The organism is Amphritea sp. (genome assembly GCF_048266285.1).
Classification (GTDB): domain Bacteria; phylum Pseudomonadota; class Gammaproteobacteria; order Pseudomonadales; family Balneatricaceae; genus Amphritea.
Genome location: NZ_JBLWZV010000001.1, coordinates 183,397 through 205,359 on the forward strand (window position 1 = coordinate 183,397; position 21,963 = coordinate 205,359).

20 protein-coding genes are annotated in these 21,963 nt (G+C 49.6%); 16 read left to right on the forward strand and 4 right to left on the reverse strand.

What is annotated here, in order from left to right; genetic code table 11:
- Positions 1–5 precede the first annotated feature (5 nt).
- From ACN0T0_RS00850 to ACN0T0_RS00905, 12 genes are all read left to right on the forward strand, one after another.
- Positions 6–893, forward strand: coding sequence for a branched-chain amino acid ABC transporter permease (locus tag ACN0T0_RS00850; RefSeq protein ID WP_417222139.1), 888 nt, complete (start codon positions 6–8; stop codon positions 891–893).
- Between the two features lie 9 nt (positions 894–902).
- Positions 903–1,829, forward strand: a complete 927-nt coding sequence (locus tag ACN0T0_RS00855) for a branched-chain amino acid ABC transporter permease (RefSeq protein ID WP_417222141.1) — start codon at positions 903–905, stop codon at positions 1,827–1,829.
- Positions 1,830–1,962: 133 nt separating this feature from the next.
- A complete protein-coding gene (locus ACN0T0_RS00860) occupies positions 1,963–3,144 on the forward strand; it encodes a thiolase family protein (protein WP_417222144.1) in 1,182 nt (393 codons plus the stop codon).
- A 394-nt stretch (positions 3,145–3,538) separates the two neighbouring features.
- A complete protein-coding gene (locus tag ACN0T0_RS00865) occupies positions 3,539–4,129 on the forward strand; it encodes a hypothetical protein (protein WP_417222146.1) in 591 nt (196 codons plus the stop codon).
- Between the two features lie 87 nt (positions 4,130–4,216).
- A complete protein-coding gene (locus ACN0T0_RS00870) occupies positions 4,217–4,588 on the forward strand; it encodes a hypothetical protein (RefSeq protein ID WP_417222148.1) in 372 nt (123 codons plus the stop codon).
- A gap of 180 nt (positions 4,589–4,768) precedes the next feature.
- Positions 4,769–6,031 carry a BPSS1780 family membrane protein gene (locus tag ACN0T0_RS00875; protein ID WP_417222151.1) on the forward strand — a complete coding sequence of 421 codons (1,263 nt, stop codon included), beginning with the start codon at positions 4,769–4,771 and terminating at the stop codon, positions 6,029–6,031.
- Between the two features lie 3 nt (positions 6,032–6,034).
- Positions 6,035–6,748 carry an RDD family protein gene (locus tag ACN0T0_RS00880; RefSeq protein ID WP_417222153.1) on the forward strand — a complete coding sequence of 238 codons (714 nt, stop codon included), beginning with the start codon at positions 6,035–6,037 and terminating at the stop codon, positions 6,746–6,748.
- Positions 6,745–7,728, forward strand: a complete 984-nt coding sequence (locus tag ACN0T0_RS00885; protein ID WP_417222154.1) for a stage II sporulation protein M — start codon at positions 6,745–6,747, stop codon at positions 7,726–7,728. Before ACN0T0_RS00880 ends, ACN0T0_RS00885 begins: the two co-directional genes overlap by 4 nt.
- Positions 7,682–9,229, forward strand: a complete 1,548-nt coding sequence (locus ACN0T0_RS00890; RefSeq protein ID WP_417222155.1) for a hypothetical protein — start codon at positions 7,682–7,684, stop codon at positions 9,227–9,229. Before ACN0T0_RS00885 ends, ACN0T0_RS00890 begins: the two co-directional genes overlap by 47 nt.
- A complete protein-coding gene (locus ACN0T0_RS00895; RefSeq protein ID WP_417222156.1) occupies positions 9,216–10,442 on the forward strand; it encodes a DUF4350 domain-containing protein in 1,227 nt (408 codons plus the stop codon). Before ACN0T0_RS00890 ends, ACN0T0_RS00895 begins: the two co-directional genes overlap by 14 nt.
- Positions 10,439–11,422: an AAA family ATPase gene (locus ACN0T0_RS00900; RefSeq protein ID WP_417222157.1), complete on the forward strand. Its 984-nt coding sequence runs from the start codon at positions 10,439–10,441 to the stop codon at positions 11,420–11,422. Before ACN0T0_RS00895 ends, ACN0T0_RS00900 begins: the two co-directional genes overlap by 4 nt.
- The gene (locus ACN0T0_RS00905) at positions 11,419–12,723 is read left to right on the forward strand and encodes a DUF58 domain-containing protein (protein ID WP_417222158.1); all 1,305 of its coding nucleotides are present in this window, start codon (positions 11,419–11,421) and stop codon (positions 12,721–12,723) included. The genes ACN0T0_RS00900 and ACN0T0_RS00905 overlap by 4 nt, the downstream gene beginning before the upstream one ends.
- 33 nt (positions 12,724–12,756) lie before the next feature.
- Here ACN0T0_RS00905 and ACN0T0_RS00910 read toward each other — a convergent pair whose 3' ends face one another.
- The gene (locus ACN0T0_RS00910) at positions 12,757–13,674 is read right to left on the reverse strand and encodes a DMT family transporter (RefSeq protein ID WP_417222160.1); all 918 of its coding nucleotides are present in this window, start codon (positions 13,672–13,674) and stop codon (positions 12,757–12,759) included.
- 130 nt (positions 13,675–13,804) lie between these two features.
- Complete coding sequence (locus ACN0T0_RS00915; RefSeq protein ID WP_417222162.1) at positions 13,805–14,416, reverse strand: riboflavin synthase subunit alpha; 612 nt, start codon at positions 14,414–14,416, stop codon at positions 13,805–13,807.
- Positions 14,417–14,495: 79 nt separating this feature from the next.
- Here ACN0T0_RS00915 and ACN0T0_RS00920 point away from each other — a divergent pair, with 79 nt between their 5' ends.
- Positions 14,496–15,401, forward strand: a complete 906-nt coding sequence (locus tag ACN0T0_RS00920; RefSeq protein ID WP_417222165.1) for a TIGR01777 family oxidoreductase — start codon at positions 14,496–14,498, stop codon at positions 15,399–15,401.
- Positions 15,402–15,444: 43 nt separating this feature from the next.
- Here the strand turns inward: ACN0T0_RS00920 and ACN0T0_RS00925 are convergent, their stop codons facing one another.
- A complete protein-coding gene (locus ACN0T0_RS00925) occupies positions 15,445–17,124 on the reverse strand; it encodes a BatD family protein (RefSeq protein ID WP_417222168.1) in 1,680 nt (559 codons plus the stop codon).
- Positions 17,125–17,457: 333 nt separating this feature from the next.
- Here ACN0T0_RS00925 and ACN0T0_RS00930 point away from each other — a divergent pair, with 333 nt between their 5' ends.
- Together ACN0T0_RS00930 and ACN0T0_RS00935 are read left to right on the forward strand one after the other, a co-directional pair.
- On the forward strand, positions 17,458–17,676 hold the full coding sequence (locus tag ACN0T0_RS00930; RefSeq protein WP_417222170.1) for a DUF2835 domain-containing protein: 219 nt from the start codon (positions 17,458–17,460) through the stop codon (positions 17,674–17,676).
- A gap of 64 nt (positions 17,677–17,740) precedes the next feature.
- Positions 17,741–18,775 (forward strand): quinone-dependent dihydroorotate dehydrogenase, encoded by a 1,035-nt coding sequence (locus tag ACN0T0_RS00935; RefSeq protein ID WP_417222171.1) that lies wholly within the window; start codon positions 17,741–17,743, stop codon positions 18,773–18,775.
- A gap of 160 nt (positions 18,776–18,935) precedes the next feature.
- Here ACN0T0_RS00935 and rmf read toward each other — a convergent pair whose 3' ends face one another.
- Positions 18,936–19,142 (reverse strand): ribosome modulation factor, encoded by a 207-nt coding sequence (gene rmf / locus ACN0T0_RS00940; protein WP_417222174.1) that lies wholly within the window; start codon positions 19,140–19,142, stop codon positions 18,936–18,938.
- Between the two features lie 408 nt (positions 19,143–19,550).
- On the opposite strand from rmf, the gene rlmKL reads away from it, so the two are divergent.
- Positions 19,551–21,776: a bifunctional 23S rRNA (guanine(2069)-N(7))-methyltransferase RlmK/23S rRNA (guanine(2445)-N(2))-methyltransferase RlmL gene (gene rlmKL, locus ACN0T0_RS00945; RefSeq protein ID WP_417222176.1), complete on the forward strand. Its 2,226-nt coding sequence runs from the start codon at positions 19,551–19,553 to the stop codon at positions 21,774–21,776.
- The last annotated feature ends 187 nt before the right edge of the window (positions 21,777–21,963 follow it).

The window sequence follows — 21,963 nt, forward strand, 5'->3', positions numbered from 1 at the left end:
ATGTTATGGCGACGATATTTGGTATTAATCTGTTTGCGCTGTCGGGACAATTGTTAGTGGGACTGATCAATGGATCTTTCTATGCACTACTAAGTCTTGGCCTCGCGATTATTTTTGGTTTGTTAAAAATTATAAACTTCGCGCAGGGCGCGATGTATATGCTCGGCGCTTTCTTTGCTTGGATGGCCCTTAATTACATGGGCATCAATTATTGGTGGGCGCTGATTCTGGTGCCGATAGCGATTGGCTTGTTAGCCATTCTGATGGAGCGCTTTTTAGTGCGTCCGATTGCTAACGAGGACCACCTTTACAGTCTGCTGCTAACCTTTGGTATTGCCTTGGTGCTGCAGGGGGCGTTTACCCATATTTATGGTTCTTCCGGTTTGCCTTATCAGATTCCTGATGAGCTGAAAGGTGGGACTAAATTACCCTTTATGTATCTGCCTAACTACCGTGCATGGATTATCGTCAGCTCGTTGGTGGTCTGTTTTAGCACCTGGTGGGTGATAGAAAAAACCAAGCTTGGAGCTTATTTGCGGGCAGGCACGGAAAATCCTCAGTTAATGCAAGGGTTCGGTATTAATGTACCGTTGATTACTACCTTAACCTTCGGTTTTGGTGTGGCATTAGCCGGATTCGCGGGTGTGCTGGCGGCGCCTGTTTATTCCGTCAGTCCTGATATGGGGTCGAATCTTCTCATTGTGGTGTTTGCCATCGTGGTTATTGGTGGGATGGGGTCCATTGGCGGCGCGATTCTCACCGGCCTGATGATGGGGGTGGTTGAAGGACTAACTAAGTTTTTCTACCCAGAGGCATCCACGACTGTGATTTTCCTCTTTATGGTGATCGTACTGCTGGTTAAGCCAGCCGGTCTGTTTGGTAAAGAGGCGTAGGAGTTAGACATGAAAATAAATAAACTCTACCTGTTTCTGATCGTTGTTGCTTTGGTTGCACCGAGTCTTGTGTATCCAGTCTTTTTGATGAAACTACTGTGCTTTGCACTGTTTGCTTGCGCCTTTAACCTGTTGTTGGGGTATGTTGGTTTACTTTCATTTGGTCATGCCGCGTTTCTCGGAACCGGGGGCTATATCACCGGTTATCTAATGTTGGAAACCGGAATTACGCCTGAGCTGGGTATTTTGGCCGGGACGGTTGGTGCCGGATTGCTAGGAGCTGTTTACGGTAAGTTGGCGGTTAAACGTGAGGGTATCTACTTTGCGATGGTGACACTGGCATTGGCTCAGTTAGCTTTCTTCTTCTATCTGCAAGCGCCATTTACCGGTGGTGAAGATGGGGTGCAAGGGGTGCCGCGTGGTTCGCTGTTCGGTTTGATCGATCTATCTGACAACTTCGCCATGTACTATTTTGTCTTAGCGATCTTTGTCTTCGGGTTCTGGTTAATTCATCGGACGGTGCACTCTCCATTTGGGCAAATCTTGAAAGCGATTCGTGAAAATGAACCGCGTGCCGTGTCTCTGGGTTACAACGTTAATGATTACAAATGGGTCGCCTTTATTATTTCGTCAGCCTTGGCCGGTTTGGCTGGCTCAACCAAAACATTGGTATTCCAGTTGGCGTCATTGACCGATGTTCATTGGCACATGTCCGGTGAAGTGGTGTTGATGACCTTGCTCGGTGGTATGGGCACTATTTTCGGACCCTTGGTGGGGGCCGGTGTGGTGGTCTCAATTCAGAACCTACTGTCTGGGGGCGAATTGGGTAACTATATCAATATTGTGATGGGCGTTATCTTTATTATCTGTGTCTTGGCATTCCGCAGCGGTTTAGTGGGTGAGTTCCAAAAGATGATGAAGAAAAACTTCAACTAAGGCAGTCATGCTAATTATCTGAATGCGCTGTTTTTAAACGCATAGATACTATAAAAGGGACGCAAGCCTGCGTCCCTTTTTACCGTCAAGTTTACCGTTAAGGTTTAATCTATCTGGTCAGGAGTGGAGAAAGATGAGTCAGGATTCAATTGTAATTGTCAGTGCAGCCCGTACACCTATGGGCGGAATGATGGGCGCGTTGAGTGATGTGCGCTCTCCTGATCTGTGTGCCACGGCGATTAAAGCGGCGCTGGAGCGCGCAGGTGTCCAGGGTAACGAAGTTGATGAAGTTATCATGGGTTGTGTGCTGCCAGCTGGTTTGGGGCAAGCGCCCGCGCGTCAAGCGGCTCGTGGTGCAGGCATTCATGATGCTGCTGGAGCAACCACCGTCAATAAGATGTGTGGTTCTGGTATGAAAGCCGTGATGCTGGCGCATGATCAGCTCAAAGCGGGGCAGGTTGATATTATGGTTGCTGGTGGCATGGAAAATATGAGTCAGGCACCGTATTTGTTACCTAAGGCGCGGGCAGGTATGCGTATGGGGCATCAACAAGCGATAGACCATATGTTTTTTGATGGCCTTGAAGATGCTTACGAAGGTGGTTTGATGGGTAGTTTTGCTCAGCAAAGCGCTGATGATTTTAATGTGACCCGCGAAGCGATGGATGATTTCGCCATTGGCTCACTGGAAAAGGCATTGAAAGCGATCGAAACCGGCCGTTTCAAAGATGAGATCGCCGCGGTAACGGTTAAGTCCCGTAAAGGGGATACGGTGATTGATACCGATGAGCAGCCTGGTAATGCCCAGGTTGAAAAAATTCGTAAGCTGAACCCCGCCTTTAAAAAGGATGGCACTATCACTGCGGCGAATTCAAGTTCAATCTCTGATGGTGGTTCTGCATTGGTGTTGATGCGCGAATCTGAAGCACAAAAACGGGGTCTTAAACCGATGGCCCGTATCGTTGCACATTCGACTCATGCACAGTTACCGGCCGAGTTTTCTATCGCCCCAATTGGTGCCATCAGTAAAGTGCTGGCGCGTGCGGGTTGGAGCAAAGATGATGTTGATCTGTATGAGATCAATGAAGCCTTTGCGGTGGTGTCTATGTTGGCGATTAGTGAGCTGGATCTGGACGCCAGTAAAGTGAATGTTAACGGTGGTGCTTGTGCCTTGGGTCATCCGATCGGTTCATCCGGTTCACGCATTCTGGTGACACTGCTTTATGCACTGAAAAACCTAGGTAAGAAAACGGGTGTTGCGACGCTCTGTATCGGCGGCGGAGAAGCGACAGCCGTTGCGGTTGAAATGCTTTAAGAGCTGTTAATGTCGAGTATGTAAAAAGGCCGATACCGCGATGTATCGGCCTTTTTGGTTTATTAAAGCGTACTTGTTTTCATTTGTGTCTCAGTGTCGTCTTCAGGCAAGTACTCTGAGCAAGCGTTAATGATTGGCAGTGTTAGTGGCCGGTAAGGCCACCATAGGCGGATGCTAAGGGTGTATGGTTTATGAAGCTAAAGCAGCGGACCCGTTGATATTTTATGGCTTAAGTGAGTGTCTATCTTGGTGGAGAGTCTTGTTGAATTCTCATCAATAAGGCGTCGTTAACGGGCATTGACCTTCTTGTGCAGACTATTAAGAATGATCGTTCTTGATAGAATCGTGGGTTCTGTTTTGTGCCCTGCAGCGTTAAAAAGGAATAGCCGACGTTATGATTGATACTCACCTTAAGCTTATTTTCAGTGGATTGGCCATCCTGTTAACCTTCGTGGCGTTTGTTCCCTATATTCGTTCAATCTTACGAGGTAACACGCGGCCGCATGTTTTTTCTTGGTTTATCTGGGGCATCACCACGGTTATTGTTTTCTTTGCTCAGCTTGAAGCCCAAGGCGGCATCGGGGCTTGGCCTATCGGTTTATCCGGCGTTGTTACCGTGGGGGTTGCTGTATTAGCCTTCCTTAAGCGAGCCGATATCAGTATTACGCGTACAGATTGGGTGTTCTTTACGATTGCATTGGCGTCGTTGCCGTTCTGGTATTTAACCTCAGATCCGTTATGGACGGTGGTTGTTTTGACCCTAGTTGATCTGCTGGGTTTTGGGCCGACAATGCGTAAAGCCTATGGTTTTCCACATCAAGAGAATCAGCTGTTTTTTCTCTCGTTTATGCTGCGTAATGTGTTTGTTATTCTTGCGTTGGAACATTACTCCATTACAACGGTGCTGTTTCCGTTGTCTATTGCTGTTGCCTGTAGCTGTTTACTGATGATCGTGGCGTATCGGCGTAGAGTTATTGCGGTTTGAGGGTGGGATAGCTGAATATTAATGCGTCCGGGCGTTCTAATAGAAATGCTGAGACCGAAGCTTTGCTGAATAGGTTATATTGCCGTTATGAATTCTAAATATTTTGTAGGTCTCTTTTGTGGTTTGTTATTGCTGCCGGGTGTTTCGCTGGGCGGTGCGGCGGATGTTATTGCGGTTAAGATGATTCCGCAGGGAGCACATCGTTATGATGTGAGTGTCACTGTTCGACATGCAGACAGTGGTTGGGATCACTATGCCAATCAGTGGGACCTAATTGATGTTGAAGGTAACATTATTGCGAGTCGAGTCTTACTGCATCCCCATGTAGATGAGCAGCCTTTTACCCGTGGTTTGACCGGCGTGGTGATTCCTGCCCATATTACGCGAGTGATAGTGCGTGCACATGATCTTGTGCATGGCTATGGTGGTGAGGAAGTGTCGGTTGATCTGGCTCGCTAATGGGTTATTGAGGCGTGTTTGCCAGCTCGGTGTGAACAGCTTTGTCGTTGAGTTTAACGGCAGTAAGCTACTAATTTTACGTGTTTTTCAGTCCTATTTCTAAGTGTTTACTCTTGTGAATAATCTGGTTGGCGTTAGAATGAAAACCATTCAAACTGGGCGCAACAGGGATATTTGCAAATGTCAGATCAATTTAAAGTAGTCTTTACTGGAACGCTGGCCAACGAGCATGAGCCAGAAGACGTCATAGCGGCATTTGCTGAAAAATTCAGATGTAGTGAAACCAAGGCGCGGGCGTTGGTGATGTCGGGTAAAGAAACCGTCATCAAAAGTGATCTCGATAAACTGCAGGCTGAAAAATATCAGGCGGTATTAACGGCGATAGGACTTGAGACTGAGGTTGTCGCCCTAGTCGTTAAGCCAAGCATTAGCTTTGAACTCGAAGGTGATGAACCCGACAATGAGACGGTGGATCCCGCTTCTGGAGAAACCATTAAATCCTGCCCTAAATGTGGTTCGGTGGAAATGGCGGATGACCGCTGCTTAAGCTGTAAGATTATTATCTCTAAATATTTGGCACTACAGTCCGGTGGTCTTGCACCGGCCGCGTCAGGTGTGGTTGATTATTCTGTTTCTAATGCCTCATCTAGTGCCTCGTCCAGCTCTTCAGATGATCAAGCCACCGCGGATACCGGCTATTCAAACCCTTATCAGGCACCCGAAGCTGATTTGACTCAGGCGTATGAAGATGACGATTTAACCGGACCTGTTTCTGTACCTGCAGGTCATGGTTGGCGCTGGTTGGCGGATGGGTTTAACCATTTCAAACAAAATCCCGTTGCTTGGCTTGTCGCATTGCTAATCTGGGTCGTGCTGTCTACCGTCTTGAGTATTATTCCGGTGGTTGGCTCCATTTTAGTGACGTTGCTATCGCCGGTGATTACCGCTGGCTTTATGTTGGGCTGCCAGGCTCAAGAGGAGGGCGATGATTTCCGTATCGGTCATCTCTTTAGTGGCTTTAGTCATAATGTGGGGCAGCTGATCTTGGTGGGTCTGCTCTATCTCGTGTTTATTTTTGTGGCGATGTTGCTCATTATCGGTGGCTTCTTTTTGGTAGCGGGCAATAGCTTTGAAAGTTTAGGACAGGATATGTCAGCGATGATGTTGCCTGTTTTGATCGGTACGCTATTGATTATCCCTATTGTGATGGCGTATTGGTTTGCACCGGCGTTGGTCGCGCTGAATGATATGTCCGCCGTTGCGGCGATGAAGCTAAGCTTCAGTGCTTGTCTGAAAAACATGCTGCCCGGTTTGGTCTTTTCGCTTATCGCAATGGTTCTGTTTATCGTGGGTGCTATTCCGTTTGGCTTAGGGCTGCTGGTGGTGGTGCCGATGATTGCTGCATCAATGTATACCGCCTATCGTGATATTTTTTACGGTTAATGCGTGAAATTGACGCTTGTGCGTAACCCAGTGCCCCTGACTGATACCGTCAGAGAACATGAAACGCCGGAAGGCATCTTACTCGAGCTACGCTTAGCGGGGCCTGTAGTAAGAGCCTGTGCCTGGAGTATCGATATGCTAATCCGGGTCATTCTGTATGGCTTGGTAGCGGGCGTTTTCGCCTTTTTCGGTGGTGTGGGTACTTCGCTGATGTTGATATTGTTCTTCCTGATCGAGTGGTTCTACCCGGTGTTGTTTGAGTTATATAACGGTGCTTCGCCGGGTAAAAAAGCCATGGGGCTGGTGGTGATTCAGGATAATGGCACCCCGGTAACATTCTCCTCTTCTCTGATTCGCAATCTTTTACGCGCAGCGGACTTCTTACCCTTTCTCTATGCCGCAGGTCTATTGTCAATGTTGCTGAATCGTCAATTTCAGCGTCTTGGTGATTTGGCTGCCGGCACCTTAGTTATCTATCGTGAGACCGCCTCGCCGCGGGTTCAGTTACCAGAAACGGAGCGGCGCCGTCCGCCGGTAGATTTGAGTGTCGATGAACAACGCGAGCTTATTCGTTTTGCCGAGCGTTGCCCGCAATTGAGTCGGGAACGGCAGATTGAGTTAGCGAGTTTACTTTTCCCGGTGACCGGTAAGCGATGCGCGGGTGCTGTGCAAGAGATTTTAGCTTATGCAGCTTGGCTAACTCGGGGCAGTCGATGAAGCAGGAGCAGTTCGAAGCGCGTTATCAGCCGCTTTGGCAACGGCTAGATGAGCAACTGAATCAGCTGGAATCCTTTCGTTTACGCCGCAAGGCTGAGTTGCCCGCTGACCTGCCCCAACTGTATCGCCAACTGTGTAATCATTATGCGTTATCTAAGACGCGTCGTTATAGCCCTCAGTTAGTCGAGTTTTTACACCGCCTTGTGCTGCGTGGACATCAACAACTCTATACCCGCCGAGGGGCTTGGTTATGGCGTTTGCTGACCTTTCTGGGGCGTGACTTCCCCGTGAGCCTGAGATTGAATCGTGGATACTTCTGGGTGGCGTTATCACTGTTTTTGCTGCCGGGGATGTTGGTGGGGGGATATTGCATCTATGACGATAGCTTTATCTACAGCCTGATGAGTGAGGCTGAAGTGAGCAAAATGGAAGAGATGTATCGGCCCGACAATGCTCATCTAGGTCGAACTTTTGAGCGCAGCGCAGAATCTGATTTCGCTATGTTTGGTTTTTACATTTATAACAATATCGGTATCGGCTTTCGTACCTTTGCCATGGGCATTTTGGCCGGTATTGGTACGGTGTTTACATTGTTTTATAACGGTCTGGTGATCGGTGGTGTGGCGGGCTATCTCACTGGTCTTGGGTATACCGAGACATTTTGGCCCTTTGTCAGCGGGCATTCGGCATTGGAGCTGACGGCGATTGTTATCAGTGGAGCGGCGGGTTTGATGGTCGGTCGAGGGGTGATCTGCCCCGGTCGTTATCGTCGCCTCGATGCTATTCGGTTGCAGGCGGGCCGCGCCATACCCTTGGTGATGGGGGCGGGGCTGATGTTGTTGGCAGCGGCTTTTATTGAGGCGTTCTGGTCGGCGAGTAGCCTGCCTAATGGGATTAAGTATGTAGCTTCGCTGATTCTCTGGATAACCATGATTGTTTATTTTGTCTATGCAGGCCGGGGGGCGAGTGGAGCTCGATAAACTCGAAATATCCCTGCGTCGGCGAACTCCTTGGGAGGCGATCGATCTTGGCTTTGCGCTAGCCCGTCGATGGTTTATGCCGCTTTGGTTACTTTGGATCAGTACCGCCGTGCCGGTAGGGCTCTGCCTGTTTTTCTTTTTATATGACCAGTTCTGGTTACTGATGTTATTGATCTGGTGGTTTAAACCATTATACGAACCGCCACTCATGTTTTGGTTGAGTCGCGCAGTATTTGGTGAATCGCTACCGGTTAAAGTTGTATTACGACAGTGGTGGGCGGTTGTTCGGCCGCAACTGCTGCTTAATCTTACTTTGCGTCGTCTTAATCCTTCCCGTTCATTTACGCTGCCGGTTGCGTTACTTGAAGGGTTGCAGGGAAAAGCTCGGCGTCAGCGGATACGGGTCTTGTCCCGGAATCAGCATGCGGCAACTTGGTTGACGGTGGTGGGTATTCATCTTGAGACGGTATTGGAGGTCGCCTTTATGACTGGGGTCTACTTGCTGATACCGGAGGATTTACGCTGGGCTAGTTTTAGCGATTTGCTATTGGCCCCAGGTAGTGTTGGCGACTGGTTGCAGTGGTTCGGTGGTTTGCTCTGTATGTCGATTATTGCCCCCTTTTATGTAGCGGCAGGGTTTGCCCTCTATCTTAACCGTCGCAGTGAGTTAGAAGCTTGGGATATTGAGATCAGCTTTCGCCGTACCGGTGAGCGTATTAAAGCGGCGTCAGTAGGTTTGCGTCGCGGTAAAACCCTGTTACTAATCGCAGTCTTCGTGTGCCTGTCGCCACTCACCAGTTCGCCTGCCGATGCAGCCCAATCAGTAAATGCCGCCGATGCTAAACCGTTAATTGAGCAAGTGCTGCAGGATGAGGCCTTTGGCCGGATAGAAGAAACCCAATACTGGCAGTATATTGGTCAACCCAACGAAGCTGAAGAAAGCTCAGACCCTAATGCTTTTATTGAGTGGCTGGCGGGTTTTTTTAACGGTGCAGAGGATTCCTATGATGCTATTGCGGCAGTGGGCAAAATTCTTATCTGGATTGCGGGGATTTTACTGAGTGTTTTTCTACTCTATAAAGTGGTTAATAATCGCCAATGGTTACGAGCATTTCAGCGCCAGTCCTCAGGTGCCGATAAAACCTTACCGGTAGAACTGTTTGGTTTAGATCTGCGACCGGAGGCGTTGCCGTCAGATCCTGCCGTTGATGCCCATCGACTGATAACGCAAGGGGAATACCGTGAAGCGTTGAGCTTACTATATCGCGGTGCGTTGGTGTATCTAGTGACTCGAGCGCATATCGATATACCGGATAGTGCCACTGAGGGTGAGTGTGAAATATTGGTTCGAACTTATCGCAGTGAGTTAGAAGCGGAATACTTTAATCAGTTGACCGAGCATTGGTTGCGCATGGCTTATGGGCATATAGCCCCCGCTGAAGCGCCTGTGTTAGCGCTTTGTGAACATTGGCAGGAGGTCTACGGCCGTGTCGAAGACTAATCGCCTTGTGTTGTGGGGCTTAGGCGTCGTGTTGCTACTGTGCCTCGCGTGGTATGGCCAATGGTTTTTTAACAACTACCAGCGGCAGACCCAGTCACAGCGGGTGGACGTATCGCCGGCGGCGCAGCGCAACCCTTTTTTGGCGGCGGAACGATTTCTACAAACGCTGGGGTATCAGGCAGAGAGTTTTCGCGCCCGGGATTTAATCTCGAACTTACCGCCACCTAGTGATGCACTGTTGGTGCGGCGGATGCAAACGGATCTTTCGGATGAGCAGCGGGAGCGGTTAAATACATGGTTAGAGGCCGGTGGTGTACTGATTGTAACCCCTCCTTATTTTACTGGTGACGGCTCTAACCGTGATGACTTTCTGTCGGATCTTGGTGTGGTGATGGTGTCCGGCAGTATCGATGAGCCTGTGGACGAGATCGAGACAGAAATGGACATCTTACACGCTGGCCAACCGGGTAGCGAAAGCGAAGCAGCCAGTGATGGTGGTTATCAAACCATTCGGTTGTTGTTCACTGGTGAAGCTGAACCGATAGAGGCGAGTTTTCGACGTAATCGATACCTTCAGGATCGTGACCACTGGGCATCTCAGCAGTTTGGTGTCGACGGCACTCAGTATCTACTGTTTGAAACCGGTCTGGGGCGCGTCATTGTACTCAGTGATCTTGATCTATTTACCAACGAACGCATCGGGTTATTCGATCATGCCTATTTACTCGGTCAACTGGTCGGCGGGCGTCATAAGGTGTGGTTGCAATATGGTAATGATACACCGGCGTTGCCCCAGCTGTTATGGCAGAAAATACCCTTTGTAATCATGACATTGGCTGTGCTGTTGCTGTGCATGGGCTGGCGTTTGTTTTTATATACCGGTCCACCGCTTAATTTACATAAAGAGCAGCGGCGCAACCTATTGGAGCACATCGATGCTACGGCTGATTATGCTTGGCGTATCGATAAGGCTGACAGTCTGTTTGAACATAATCGTAACGCAATTGAGCAGGCTTGGCGTAAGCGCCATCCAAGCTTGAATAGCATGGATAACCAGCAGCGGGCACAGTGGATTGGCGAGAAAACCGGTATGGCCGGCGCAGCGGTCGAGCGTAGCCTCTATCAGGATATTGTCAAAGATCAGGATTTTATTAAAGCGACACTGGTATTGCAGCAACTGGCCAGTGGTTTAAAACAGCGGGAGTTAAGATGAGCGATTTGCAGGGGCAGGAGCAACTGTCAGACAAGGTGCTGCGCAAGCTCGGGCAGTTGGAGCAGGAGATCGGTAAAGCGGTCATCGGGCAGCGTCAGGTGATTCGTGATACCACGGTTGCGCTATTGGCCGGTGGTCATGTGCTGGTGGAGGGTGTGCCTGGCTTAGGTAAAACGTTGTTGGTGCGCAGTTTAGCTGCGGCAGTGGGCGGAGTATTCAATCGGGTACAGTTTACGCCGGATTTGATGCCCAGCGATATCAGTGGTCATATTATGTTTGATCGCAAAAGTGATTCCTTCCGAGTACGCAAAGGGCCTGTATTCTGTAACTTCTTACTGGCTGATGAGATCAACCGGGCACCGGCAAAAACGCAATCTTCATTGTTAGAAGTGATGCAAGAACAGCAGGTTACGATCGAAGGGCAGACCTATGGCTTGCAGTTGCCCTTTTTGGTGTTGGCGACGCAAAACCCGATTGAGCAGGAAGGCACCTACCCGTTGCCCCAGGCTCAGCTCGATCGGTTTCTACTCAAGGTATTTATCGATTTCCCCGATAGGTTGGAAGAGCTGGAGATGGTGAAGCAGATTACCGCCGGTTCAGTCGCCGATAAGCTCGATGTGTCACAGATTGAAGAGGTGTTAACCCCTGCGGAGATTCTTAATCTTCAACGCTATACCTCCACATTAGCGGTGGATGAGCAGATTTTGGGTTATGCGGTGAATATTGTTCGTGCCACCCGAGACTGGAGTGGTATTGAATCTGGTAGCGGCCCTCGTGGCAGCATTGCATTATTGCGGGCGGGTCGAGCGAATGCGGTGTTATCCGGGCGAAGCTTCGTTACGCCCGACGATATCAAGGCGGTTGCGCCGGCGGTATTGCGTCATCGCATTAAGCTCAGTGCCGATTTGGAGATTGAGGGCTATAAGGTCGATGATGTGTTAAACGACATCCTCAGTAATGTGCAGGCTCCACGAGTATGATCCCATCCCGCCGGACGGTGATGCTGGCCGCACTGCTATTGGTCGTAGCGGTCTGTGCTGCATTCTGGCCTGCGTTGGCAGGGCTGCGTAATGTGATCGTGGCGGCGGCGAGCACCTTATTGTTACTGGATTTGTTGTTACATCGACGAGAGCCGACTGCGCAGGTCACGCGAGAGTTAAAGGGCAGTATTCCGGTAGGCGTATGGAGTAAGGTCACGCTGCGATTAACTAATCTCACTCAGCGAGCGCAGCAGCTAACATTGCATGACCATCACCCGGCTGATTATGGTGTCGAGGGCTTGCCGCTAACACTCACACTGCCGGCGCAACGGGGCGCTAAAGCGGTTTACCGTATTAAACCAGATCGACGCGGGGATGGTGACTTTAGCGGTATCGATCTGGTTACCGTATCACCGCTGGGATTGTGGCAGCGTAAGCAGCATGTGGCACTGCCGGATAGCGTTAAGGTTTATCCTAATTTTAGAGCCGTTAGCCAATACACCTTATTGGCGACCGATCATCAACTGAGCCAGTTGGGTATAAAGCATCGATTACGCCGTGGTGAAGGTAACGACTTTCATCAGTTACGGGAATATCGCGCCGGGGATGCACTGCGTCAAATCGATTGGAAGGCGACCTCCCGCTATCACAAGCTAATCTCCCGTGAATACCAGGATGAGCGGGATCAGCAGATTGTTTTTATGTTGGATTGTGGTCGGCGTATGCGTCACCGTGAAGAGGAGAGTGGACATCTCGATGAAGCTTTGAATGCGATGTTGCTGCTGGCCTATGTGGCGGCCCAGCAGGGCGATGCGGTGGGTTTTCATACCTTTGGTGGTGTCAAGCGGTGGTTTCCGCCGGTCAAAGGTAGCGCCGTTGTTCGCCAAATGATTGCCGGTAGCTATGATCTTGAAGCGACGATGGAAGCGGCTGACTATCTTGAAGCGGCGCGGGAACTGATGCCGCTACAGCGTCGACGAGCGTTGATCGTATTGGTCACCAATACCCGTGATGAAGACAGTGATGATCTTGCGACGGCGGTGCGCTTACTGTCTCGCCGCCACCTAGTGGTGGTGGCTGATCTGCGTGAACAGGTGCTCGATAAGGCACAAGCTACGCGAGTTTCTGATCTCGATTCAGCGCTGCGTTTTCATGGAGTGCAGCAGTACCTTGACAGCCGACAGCAGCACCATGAGACCTTACGGCATCAAGGTGCAATGCCTCTCGATCTGCTGGCTAAGCAGCTGCCGGTGGCTTTAATCAATCAGTACTTAACGGTGAAGGCATCGGGCCGGTTGTGATCGTCGTTGACTAGCGCCTCGCTCGGTGGCGTATTAGCTCGCTTCGCTATGAGCCACCGGGCTACGATGTCGGAACAGGTTGAGCTGAGAGATGATCATCCCCAATAACATCAAACCGCAGCCGATCATGGCTCGCTGACTAAAGGCTTCATTCAATAACCACCAACCGCCGATTATCGCAAACACCGCTTCTAAGCTCATAATAATTGCCGCGTGGGACGCCGGAGCATGGCGTTGTGCTACTACCTGCAAGGTGTAGGCAACACCAACGGATAATAGTCCTGCATAAGCGATCGGCTGCCATGCTAGTAACAGGTTGGTGAGGTTGAGACTATCCATCTCGAAGATAAGGGCGATCAAAAAGCTCAGCAGTGCACAGATAAAAAATTGGATGATGGCGAGTCGCAGGTTGTCGAGCTGACTGGCTAACTTGCCAATTACCACCACATGCGCAGCCCAGAAGAAGGCACTACCCAAGACTAACAGGTCGCCGGTGTTGATATCGAGGCTGTCGCCACCGGTTTGCGTTACGGTGAGAAAATAGAGCCCCATCACCGCTAATAACCCACCGAGCCAGGTATTAATGCGGGTAACATGACCGAGAAAGAGACCAATGATGGGGACGATAATGATGTAGAGCCCGGTGATAAAACCGGCATTCCCAGCGGATGTCCAGAGTAGTCCAACTTGCTGTAATGAGGCCCCGAGAAACAGAAAAAGACCCGCGGTAATACTGCCTTTGAGCATCGCCCGGGGGGCGGTTGGTGCCGCACTCGGGCGAAATATCAGCAGTAATGGTAGTAATGATATGGCGCCTAGCAGAAAGCGAGCACCGTTAAAGCTAAAGGGGCCGAGATGGTCCATGCCCATCCGTTGTGCAACAAAAGCGAGTCCCCAGATAGCAGCGACGAGCAGTAGCGTTAGATCAGCACGGATATTGCGGGTTTCCATCAATGAAGCCTCTGAGTACAGAAATAAAGCGGCTATTGTAGATCGCTGTTTAGCTAACGCAATGGGTAAGGCTATTTTATCTTCTGAGAGGCTAACGTTGTATTCATATCGAGTCGCATGTGGTTCGCGTCTATTGGTTAGACGATTGCATATAGCGCTCAACCGTATCAACCACGGCTTGCGTTTGACTGTCCACTTCTAAATTGATGGGGTCGCCTACCGCGGCTTGGCCAAACAGCGTCACTGAGAGTGTTTCGGGAATCAGAAAGACGTTGAAACGGTTTGCCTCGACTTCGCCGATGGTAAGGCTGCAGCCATTCAGGGCGACAAAGCCTTTGGGTAAAATGTATTTGATGATTTCGGCGGGGGCTTCAAACCAAACGATGCGATTATCCGCCGGTTGCTCAATGTCGACAATGGTCGCTTGCCCATGGACATGACCCGATAGCTGGTGTCCGCCGATTTCATCGCCGATACGGGCGGCTCGCTCAAAATTCACCCGGTCGCCAGCTTTGAGTTTGCCTAGGTTGGTGACTCTTAAGGTCTCCATAATAAGGTCGAATTGGATCTGATTATCGTTAAACGCCGTAATGGTTAAGCAGGTGCCATTAATGGCGATGCTGGCGCCGGTTTGTAGGTTGTCGCAATGAGAGTGGGGAAAGGTCAGTGTGAGCTGCATAAACTGGTCTTTAATGATTGCCGTAACAACTGTAGCCGTGCCCTGAACGATACCGGTGAACATAATTTTTCCTGTTGATTATCACTGGACTATGGTTATAAAGACAGACTGCATTGATTGCAATGCCTTAAAGGAGATCTGCATGAAGGTTCTTATCAGTGGCGCTACCGGTTTTATCGGTAGCCATCTCGTACCGCGTTTGCTTGAGGATGGACATGCGTTGATCATTTTGACCCGTGATGCAGCAAAAGCACGTGGGCTGTTCGGTGATCGGGTACAGGTCATTACTCACCTTGATCAGTTGTTATGTGACGAGAGGCTTGATGGCATTATTAACCTTGCCGGTGCGGGAATTGCCGATAAGCGCTGGAGCGAAGCACATAAAAAGACTCTCGTCGATAGTCGTGTTGATCTGACCGCTCAAATAAACGGCTTGATTAGCCGGCTGGAACATAAACCTGATGTGATGATCAGTGGCTCTGCTATTGGTTACTATGGGTGCCGCAGTGACGGACTGCAACTGGATGAACAGGGAGAGGTGGTTGATGATTTCACCCATCAATTATGTCAACGCTGGGAAGCGGAAGCGCTTAAGGCCCAGACGCAGGGCGTTCGAGTGTGTTTACTGAGAACCGGAATTGTATTGGGAGACGGTGGCGCATTAGCGAAAATGTTACCGGCGTTTAAGCTTGGGCTAGGAGGGCCTGTCGCGCAGGGCAGTCAGTGGATGTCTTGGATCCATATGGATGATCAAATAGAGAGCATCTGTCTGTTGTTAACCCATGATCAGTTTAACGGGGCCTTCAACCTTACCTCACCAGAGGCGGTGACGAATGCCGTCTTTAGTGATCAACTGGCGGCAGCACTATCTCGCCCCGCTTGGTTTAGAGTGCCTGCTTTTGTGATTCAGTTATTGCTGGGTCAGGGCAGTGATCTATTGGTTAAGGGGCAGCGGGTTTACCCCCAGCGTCTGCTCGACGCGGGTTATCAATTTGCCTACCCTAAACTGTCCGCCGCTTTGAAGCAGATTATTGATAAACCACATTAAGGGGCATTAAATACAGCGAATAGCGTCGGATTTTGTTTAGTTGTTATGAGCGGATATGCTCGAGGGCTTTGGCTAATAGGTCGCCGGACCACTGGCCGGACTCAGAGCCGCTAATATAACTTTCCATATCGATTAATAAGAGCTCGAGTGTTTTACTCTTTTTTAGATCACTTAAATCGAGACTGTCATTAAAGCGGTTGTGGGGCCAGAACAGTCTAGCCCACTCGAGAATTAATAGCCGAGCTTCCAGCGGTTGATCGTTGTAGCAGGCCTCAATGGCGAGGTTAAATGCTTTTTGCTCGGCCTGTAGCATTTTATTCAATTTGTCCCGATTAGTTTCCTGCTTCCCGCGGGATTTTTGTGCCTGCGGCGATGGCGGCACTTGCGGTTTCTGTGCTGTTGATCCTTTGTCTTGCTCACCGATATCAAACTTCTTACGGCGTTGAGAGGCATAGCTATATAACCAGCCAAGGGAGGAAATGATTGCGATTGCCGCCAATAACCATACCAACAACTGTGCATTTTTTTCTGTCTCTGGATCGAGACTTGGTTCGGGGGGATCGGCGGGCTTGTCATTGCTGTTTAAGACAACGGCCTGAGAGGCTGGCGTCGCTGGCGTAACGTTTAAAATTCGCAGGGGTAAGCGGGCGGTTGCACTACTATCTTGATTGATATTCCACCAAGGAATTGCAATCTCGGGGAGGGTGACTTCGCCACGCTCGGTTGGGGTGATGTGTACGGTTTCGGTTCGACTACTGATAATGCCACTCGGCGTGACTTTTTGTTCTAGGCTAACATCCTCGACACGAATTTGTGCCAGTTCATTACGCAGCGGCATAATGGCCGGCAGTTGATCGGCCAGTAAGCCCTCGGCACTGATTCTAAATGTACGCACCTGGCTTTCACCCAGCGTCAGGGTGTTTACAGCACCGCTGGTCAGTTCTTCAAGGTCTAATCTGGTGGTTGGCAGCCAATAGCCACGTTTTTGCTGCGCTACAGGGGGAAAGACATCGATCGCCATCGGTTCGGTATTGAGTTCGGGTGCCCCAGGGCCGGCACTGAAAATTGCACCGGGAATCGTCAGTTGGCCGGTTTTTTCCGGGAATAAGGCATAACTTTGCTCCGTCACCTGATAGGTCTGGCCCTTCATTTGGCGACTGTAGTGTTGTTGGTCGCCGAGTGGAATGATCTTAGTGCCCGGCACCACGGGGGCTGACAGTGTGGACATTGGTGGAAGATCATTAAGGTGAAACAATCGGGTGCTGTAGAGCAGTTGACTGTTTTGGTAGACCTCATGACTGTTAACGGAGCTTTCGAGATAATCATCATGGCTAACCAGTGCCGCGGCCCCGCTAGAACCCTCAACACTGATCAGTTGCGGTTCGCTATATTGGTTGTTCATGTGTAGCGCGGGAATTTGTATATCCCCAGCCCGGCGAGGACGTAGTAGGATTTTCCAGCGTGTGGTGTTTTGGTTTGCACCATTGGCGTAGCTAGACACTGTCATCTGCTTGCTGCCGAGAAAATGAAAATCTTGTGTGAGTGGCGAAAAGTCAGGCCGGCTAGCGGTGCGTTGGTCGACTTCAACCGTCAGCAGAATGGTTTCCCCTTCCGCAATGGCGAAGCGATCAGGATAAACATTCAGTTGGGCATATGCCGGAAAAGATAAGCAGGCGATGAGTCCGGCAAAGAGTAAACGGGTATGGTGAAGCAAGTGTGACATAAGTGGCTTTATCTCCGGTTGACTATCCGGCTCCAAGAGTCATGTGACGGGCTACAGCGGCCTATAGACGGTCTCGCGACCGCTATTACAACGCATCGTAGCATAACTGAAAAATAGCTCTAAAAGATATCTTTTGGGGTTTTATAAGCCATTGTTTTTGCTATATTCAGAATCCTGAATGGTCTAGCTGCAGGCTAAATCACCGAGTGCCTTCATTGTCCTGTGACTGGGTTATGGTGGATCTCGGTGTAAAACCGATCGCCGATGCAGGCTAACCGTAAATAGCTATCAAACCATAACGAGGCCGCAGAGCTGGTCTTAAGCGCTGAGTATATGCAATCTATCATCGTCGATATCAGTTTAACTGCCGAACAATACCTCGCCCACTATCGGCAAGAGGTAAAGGATGTGGTGGCCAGAAGCCGTGATGGCCGACGGGTGCGGTTTCCATCATCATTGTTGCAGCCTTATCTGCTTCATAATGGCATTCAGGGGAGTTTTCGCATCTCTTTTAGTGATTCTGGTAAATTCAGTGCCATAGAAAAGCTCTGATTTTTTTACAGTGCCGGCGACTTTGCATATAATGCCCGCACTTTAAATTGACTTGTGGAATTCCATGCTCTATCAAGCTGCCCGATCTCTGTTGTTTAAGCTCGACCCTGAAACGGCCCATGACCTGTCTCTGAACAGTCTCAACCTGATGGCCAGTGTCGGATTAAATTCACTTTTTCGTGTTAAAACACTCAGTCAACCGGTTGAAGTGATGGGAATTCAATTCCCAAATCCGGTGGGACTGGCGGCAGGGCTGGATAAAAACGGCATTGCGATTGACGGTATGGCGTCATTGGGGTTTGGTTTTGTTGAGGTGGGCACTGTTACGCCACGGCCTCAGCCGGGTAATCCTCAACCAAGACTGTTCCGTATCCCTGAGCACCAAGCGATCATAAACCGGATGGGGTTTAATAATCAGGGTGTTGATACGCTGCTGAAAAATATTGAGAAGAGCCGTTATAACGGTATTCTCGGGATTAATATCGGTAAAAATTTCGATACCCCGGTGGAAAATGCCATCGATGATTATCTGATCTGTATGCGTAAAGTGTACGATAAAGCAACCTATATTACAGTTAATGTCTCCTCGCCAAATACGCCGGGGCTGCGCTCCCTTCAGTTTGGTGATTCGCTTAATGAGTTGTTGGCAGCGCTTAAAACCGAGCAAGCCCGGCTTGCCTTATTGCATGGGAAGTATGTTCCGGTTGCGGTTAAGATTGCACCTGATATGAGTGAAGAAGAGTTCGTGCTGGTGGCTGCAGCGCTTAAATCTTATGAAATGGATGGAGTGATTGCGACCAATACGACGCTTTCGCGAGCCGGTGTTGAAGACTCTGCGGTGGCACAAGAAGCGGGAGGTTTAAGTGGCGTGCCGGTGCGTAATGCGGCGACCAAAGCGATCCGTATACTGTCTCGTGAACTGGGTGGCGCATTGCCGATTATCGGTGTTGGTGGTATTACCAATGGTTTTGATGCGGCGGAGAAGATTGAAGCGGGTGCTTCATTGGTGCAGGTGTATACCGGTTTTATTTATCGCGGCCCTGAATTGATTGCGGAATCGGTTAAAGCGATCGCCGAGCTTGATGCTGTGACGCTATAAAAGAGCTATCTGAACTAGGGTTCTAGATCTCAGTTAGGTTATTTTGAGTGAGATGATGCATAGCTTTTTCTTAAGTGGTCAATCGCCTGTGGTGTAAACAAAAAGAAAGGCTCCTAGCGAGCCTTTCTCAGTTTATATGCCTTAGCATTAATATGGTGGCTTAATGTAAAGATGGATTTATATGTATAGCCGAGACACCCGACTGACCATCCCAATGTGCTTCACGGCCCTCGCGCCAACCACTTAACCAGTGGTTACGGAGCTCACCCAGAGTGACTGGGCACTCGTCTTTAGATTTACCCACGAGTCCGGCTGTAAAGCCACGGTTGAAAAGTACTGAAGAACGATCACGTTTTTGTCTCTTCATGTAAAGATGCCTCTATATAGTGCTTAATATTTTCGGGTGGGTTACTGATGTGGCAACCAAGCGCATTGGCTCTTTGTTAAGCGTGGCGCCGGTTACATTTCAGTAATCCCAGTTACAGTGACATATAGCTCCTGTTGTTGGTGTTAAATACTATGATTCACAATGGCTGAAATGGTTTCCTGTGTGTAATTAAAAAAAAGTATCAAGAATCGAATTTTAATTGAATTGTCATAAATGTATTGGCAAAAGAGCATGACTTCAACGGCTTGCGTGGGGGTTGTCAAACAACAATGGTTGATTGAAAAAAATTCACTTTATTAGAGTTTTCTTTGAATTCGCATCTTAGTCATTGGTCTTAAAAGCGTTTGCCGTTAATATGCCTGTTCTTAAAAGAGGTATCCCCTGAGTATGAAATTCTTTGCTACCTGCCCGAAAGGGCTGGAGCCTGTTCTGTTTGATGAACTTCAGGCCCTGAATGTTGAAACGCCAAAACAAACCTTGGCCGGTGTATATTTTTCTGGCGGTTTAGAAGCCGCTTATCGCGCCTGCTTATGGTCGCGGGTGGCTAACCGTGTGTTGCTTGAGTTGCACCGTTGCCCAGCGGAAACAGCTGAAGCGCTTTACCGTGGTGTTCAGGAAATCAAGTGGCTCGAGCATATGCGGCCTGAAGGCACTTTAATTATTGACTTTACCGGCCAGTCCGAGGGGATTAACCATAGTCGGTTCGGTGCGCAAAAGGTTAAGGATGCGATTGTCGATCAGATTCGTGATGAAACCGGTCGTCGACCCTCGGTGGATCGGCAGAAGCCTGATCTACGGGTAAATGTTCACCTGCAACGGGGTGAGGCGACCATTGCCGTGGATATTTCCGGAGATAGTTTGCATCGCCGTGGTTATCGCTTGCAGTCGGGGGCTGCGCCAATGAAGGAAAACCTGGCTGCTGCGCTGCTATATCGCTGTGGTTGGCCTGAGAAGGCGCGTGAAGGCCAAGCGTTGCTCGACCCCATGTGTGGCTCAGGCACTCTGTTAATTGAAGGTGTGTTGATGGCGGCTGATATTGCCCCAGGTTTGTTGCGGCGTGATTACGGCTTCACTTACTGGACACAGCATAACAACGTCCTTTGGCAAACCTTGCTGGAGGAGGCGCGGGAACGCCGTGACGTTGGTCTCAAACAGGTGACAAGTCGTTTTGAGGGCTTTGATGCGGATGCGAAGGTGTTGGGGATTGCGCGGGATAATGCGCGCCGTGCCGGTGTCGAAAATCTGATTCATCTTGAGCGCCGCGAATTATCTCGATTATCGCATCCCGCCATTGATACCGCAGGCTTGGTATTAACGAACCCGCCTTATGGTGAGCGTTTAGGGGATGAGCCGACCCTGTTTTTTCTTTATCAGCACCTTGGCGAGCGCTTGAAAGCAGAGTTTACCGGTTGGCAGGCGGCGGTTTTTACCGGCAACCCTGAACTTTGCAAGATGATGAAACTGGCGTCGGATAAAACCTATAAGTTGTATAACGGTGCGATCCCTAGTCAGCTACAAATCTTTAATATTCGCGCCCGTAGTGAGAAAGAGGTCGCGGCGGCCAATAAGCCTGTGCTGGCCGCGAAAGCTATGCCTGAGGTGGTAACGGAATCCGTTGATGATGCGGTGGCAGACGCTGCGCCTGTTGTATTAAGCGATGGCGCGCAGATGTTAGCTAATCGATTGAGCAAAAATCTGAAGCAGTTGAGTAAGTGGGCTAAACGTCAGAATATCACTTGTTATCGATTATACGATGCTGATTTGCCGGAATATTCCGCCGCCATCGATATCTATAATGATTGGGTGCATGTGCAGGAATATCAGGCGCCTAAAAGTGTCGATGTGGTTAAAGCCTTTGCGCGTTTGCAAGAAATTGTCGCGGTGTTGCCGGCGGTGCTGAATATCCCGGCGGAGAATATTATTCTCAAGCAACGGCGCAAGCAGCAGGGGACTAATCAATATGAGAAGCAGGATCAAACCGAACGCTTTATTGATATTACTGAAGGGGGTTGTCGGATTCTGGTTAACCTAGATGATTATCTTGATACCGGTTTGTTTTTGGATCATCGTCCGATTCGCTTGCAGATTCAGCAAGAGGCGAAAGGCAAAGATTTTCTTAATCTATTCAGTTATACCGGCACAGCCTCTCTGCACGCTGCCAAAGGTGGTGCACGGTCGACCACTAGTATTGATATGTCCGCCACCTATATGAACTGGGCTAAGAAAAATTTTGCCCTGAATGGCTTTGCCGAAGCGCGTAACCACTTTCTGCAGGAAGATTGTGTAAAATGGCTGCGGGCGCAGAAGGGTGAGGGCTATGACCTGATCTTTATGGACCCGCCTACATTCTCCAATTCAAAGCGGATGCATGATGTCTTTGATGTGCAGCGTGATCATGGGGAGCTAATCAGTCTAGCGATGGGTCTGCTGCGTCCCGACGGTAAGTTGATTTTCTCCAATAACTACCGACGCTTTAAAATTGATGCGGTATTGTCTGAGCGCTTTAAGGTGGTCGATATTACCCGTAAAACGATCGACCTGGATTTCAAGCGTAACAGTAAGATTCACCAGTGCTTTGAAATATCCGCTAAACCTGAGATTGATGGCGATTAATGCTTAGATGACGCTGCATGTTAAAAAAACCACCTCGCGGTGGTTTTTTTTGGCGCGTCTAGGCTGCGTTGAACTGGTGCGTTGATTAAATTGGCATGGTCTATGCTTTATATATTGCGCCTTTTTGGAGCGATTTTGGCTATTGTCGATAAACCCTCGCTAACAGGTTGATATAGAGGGTTGCTGC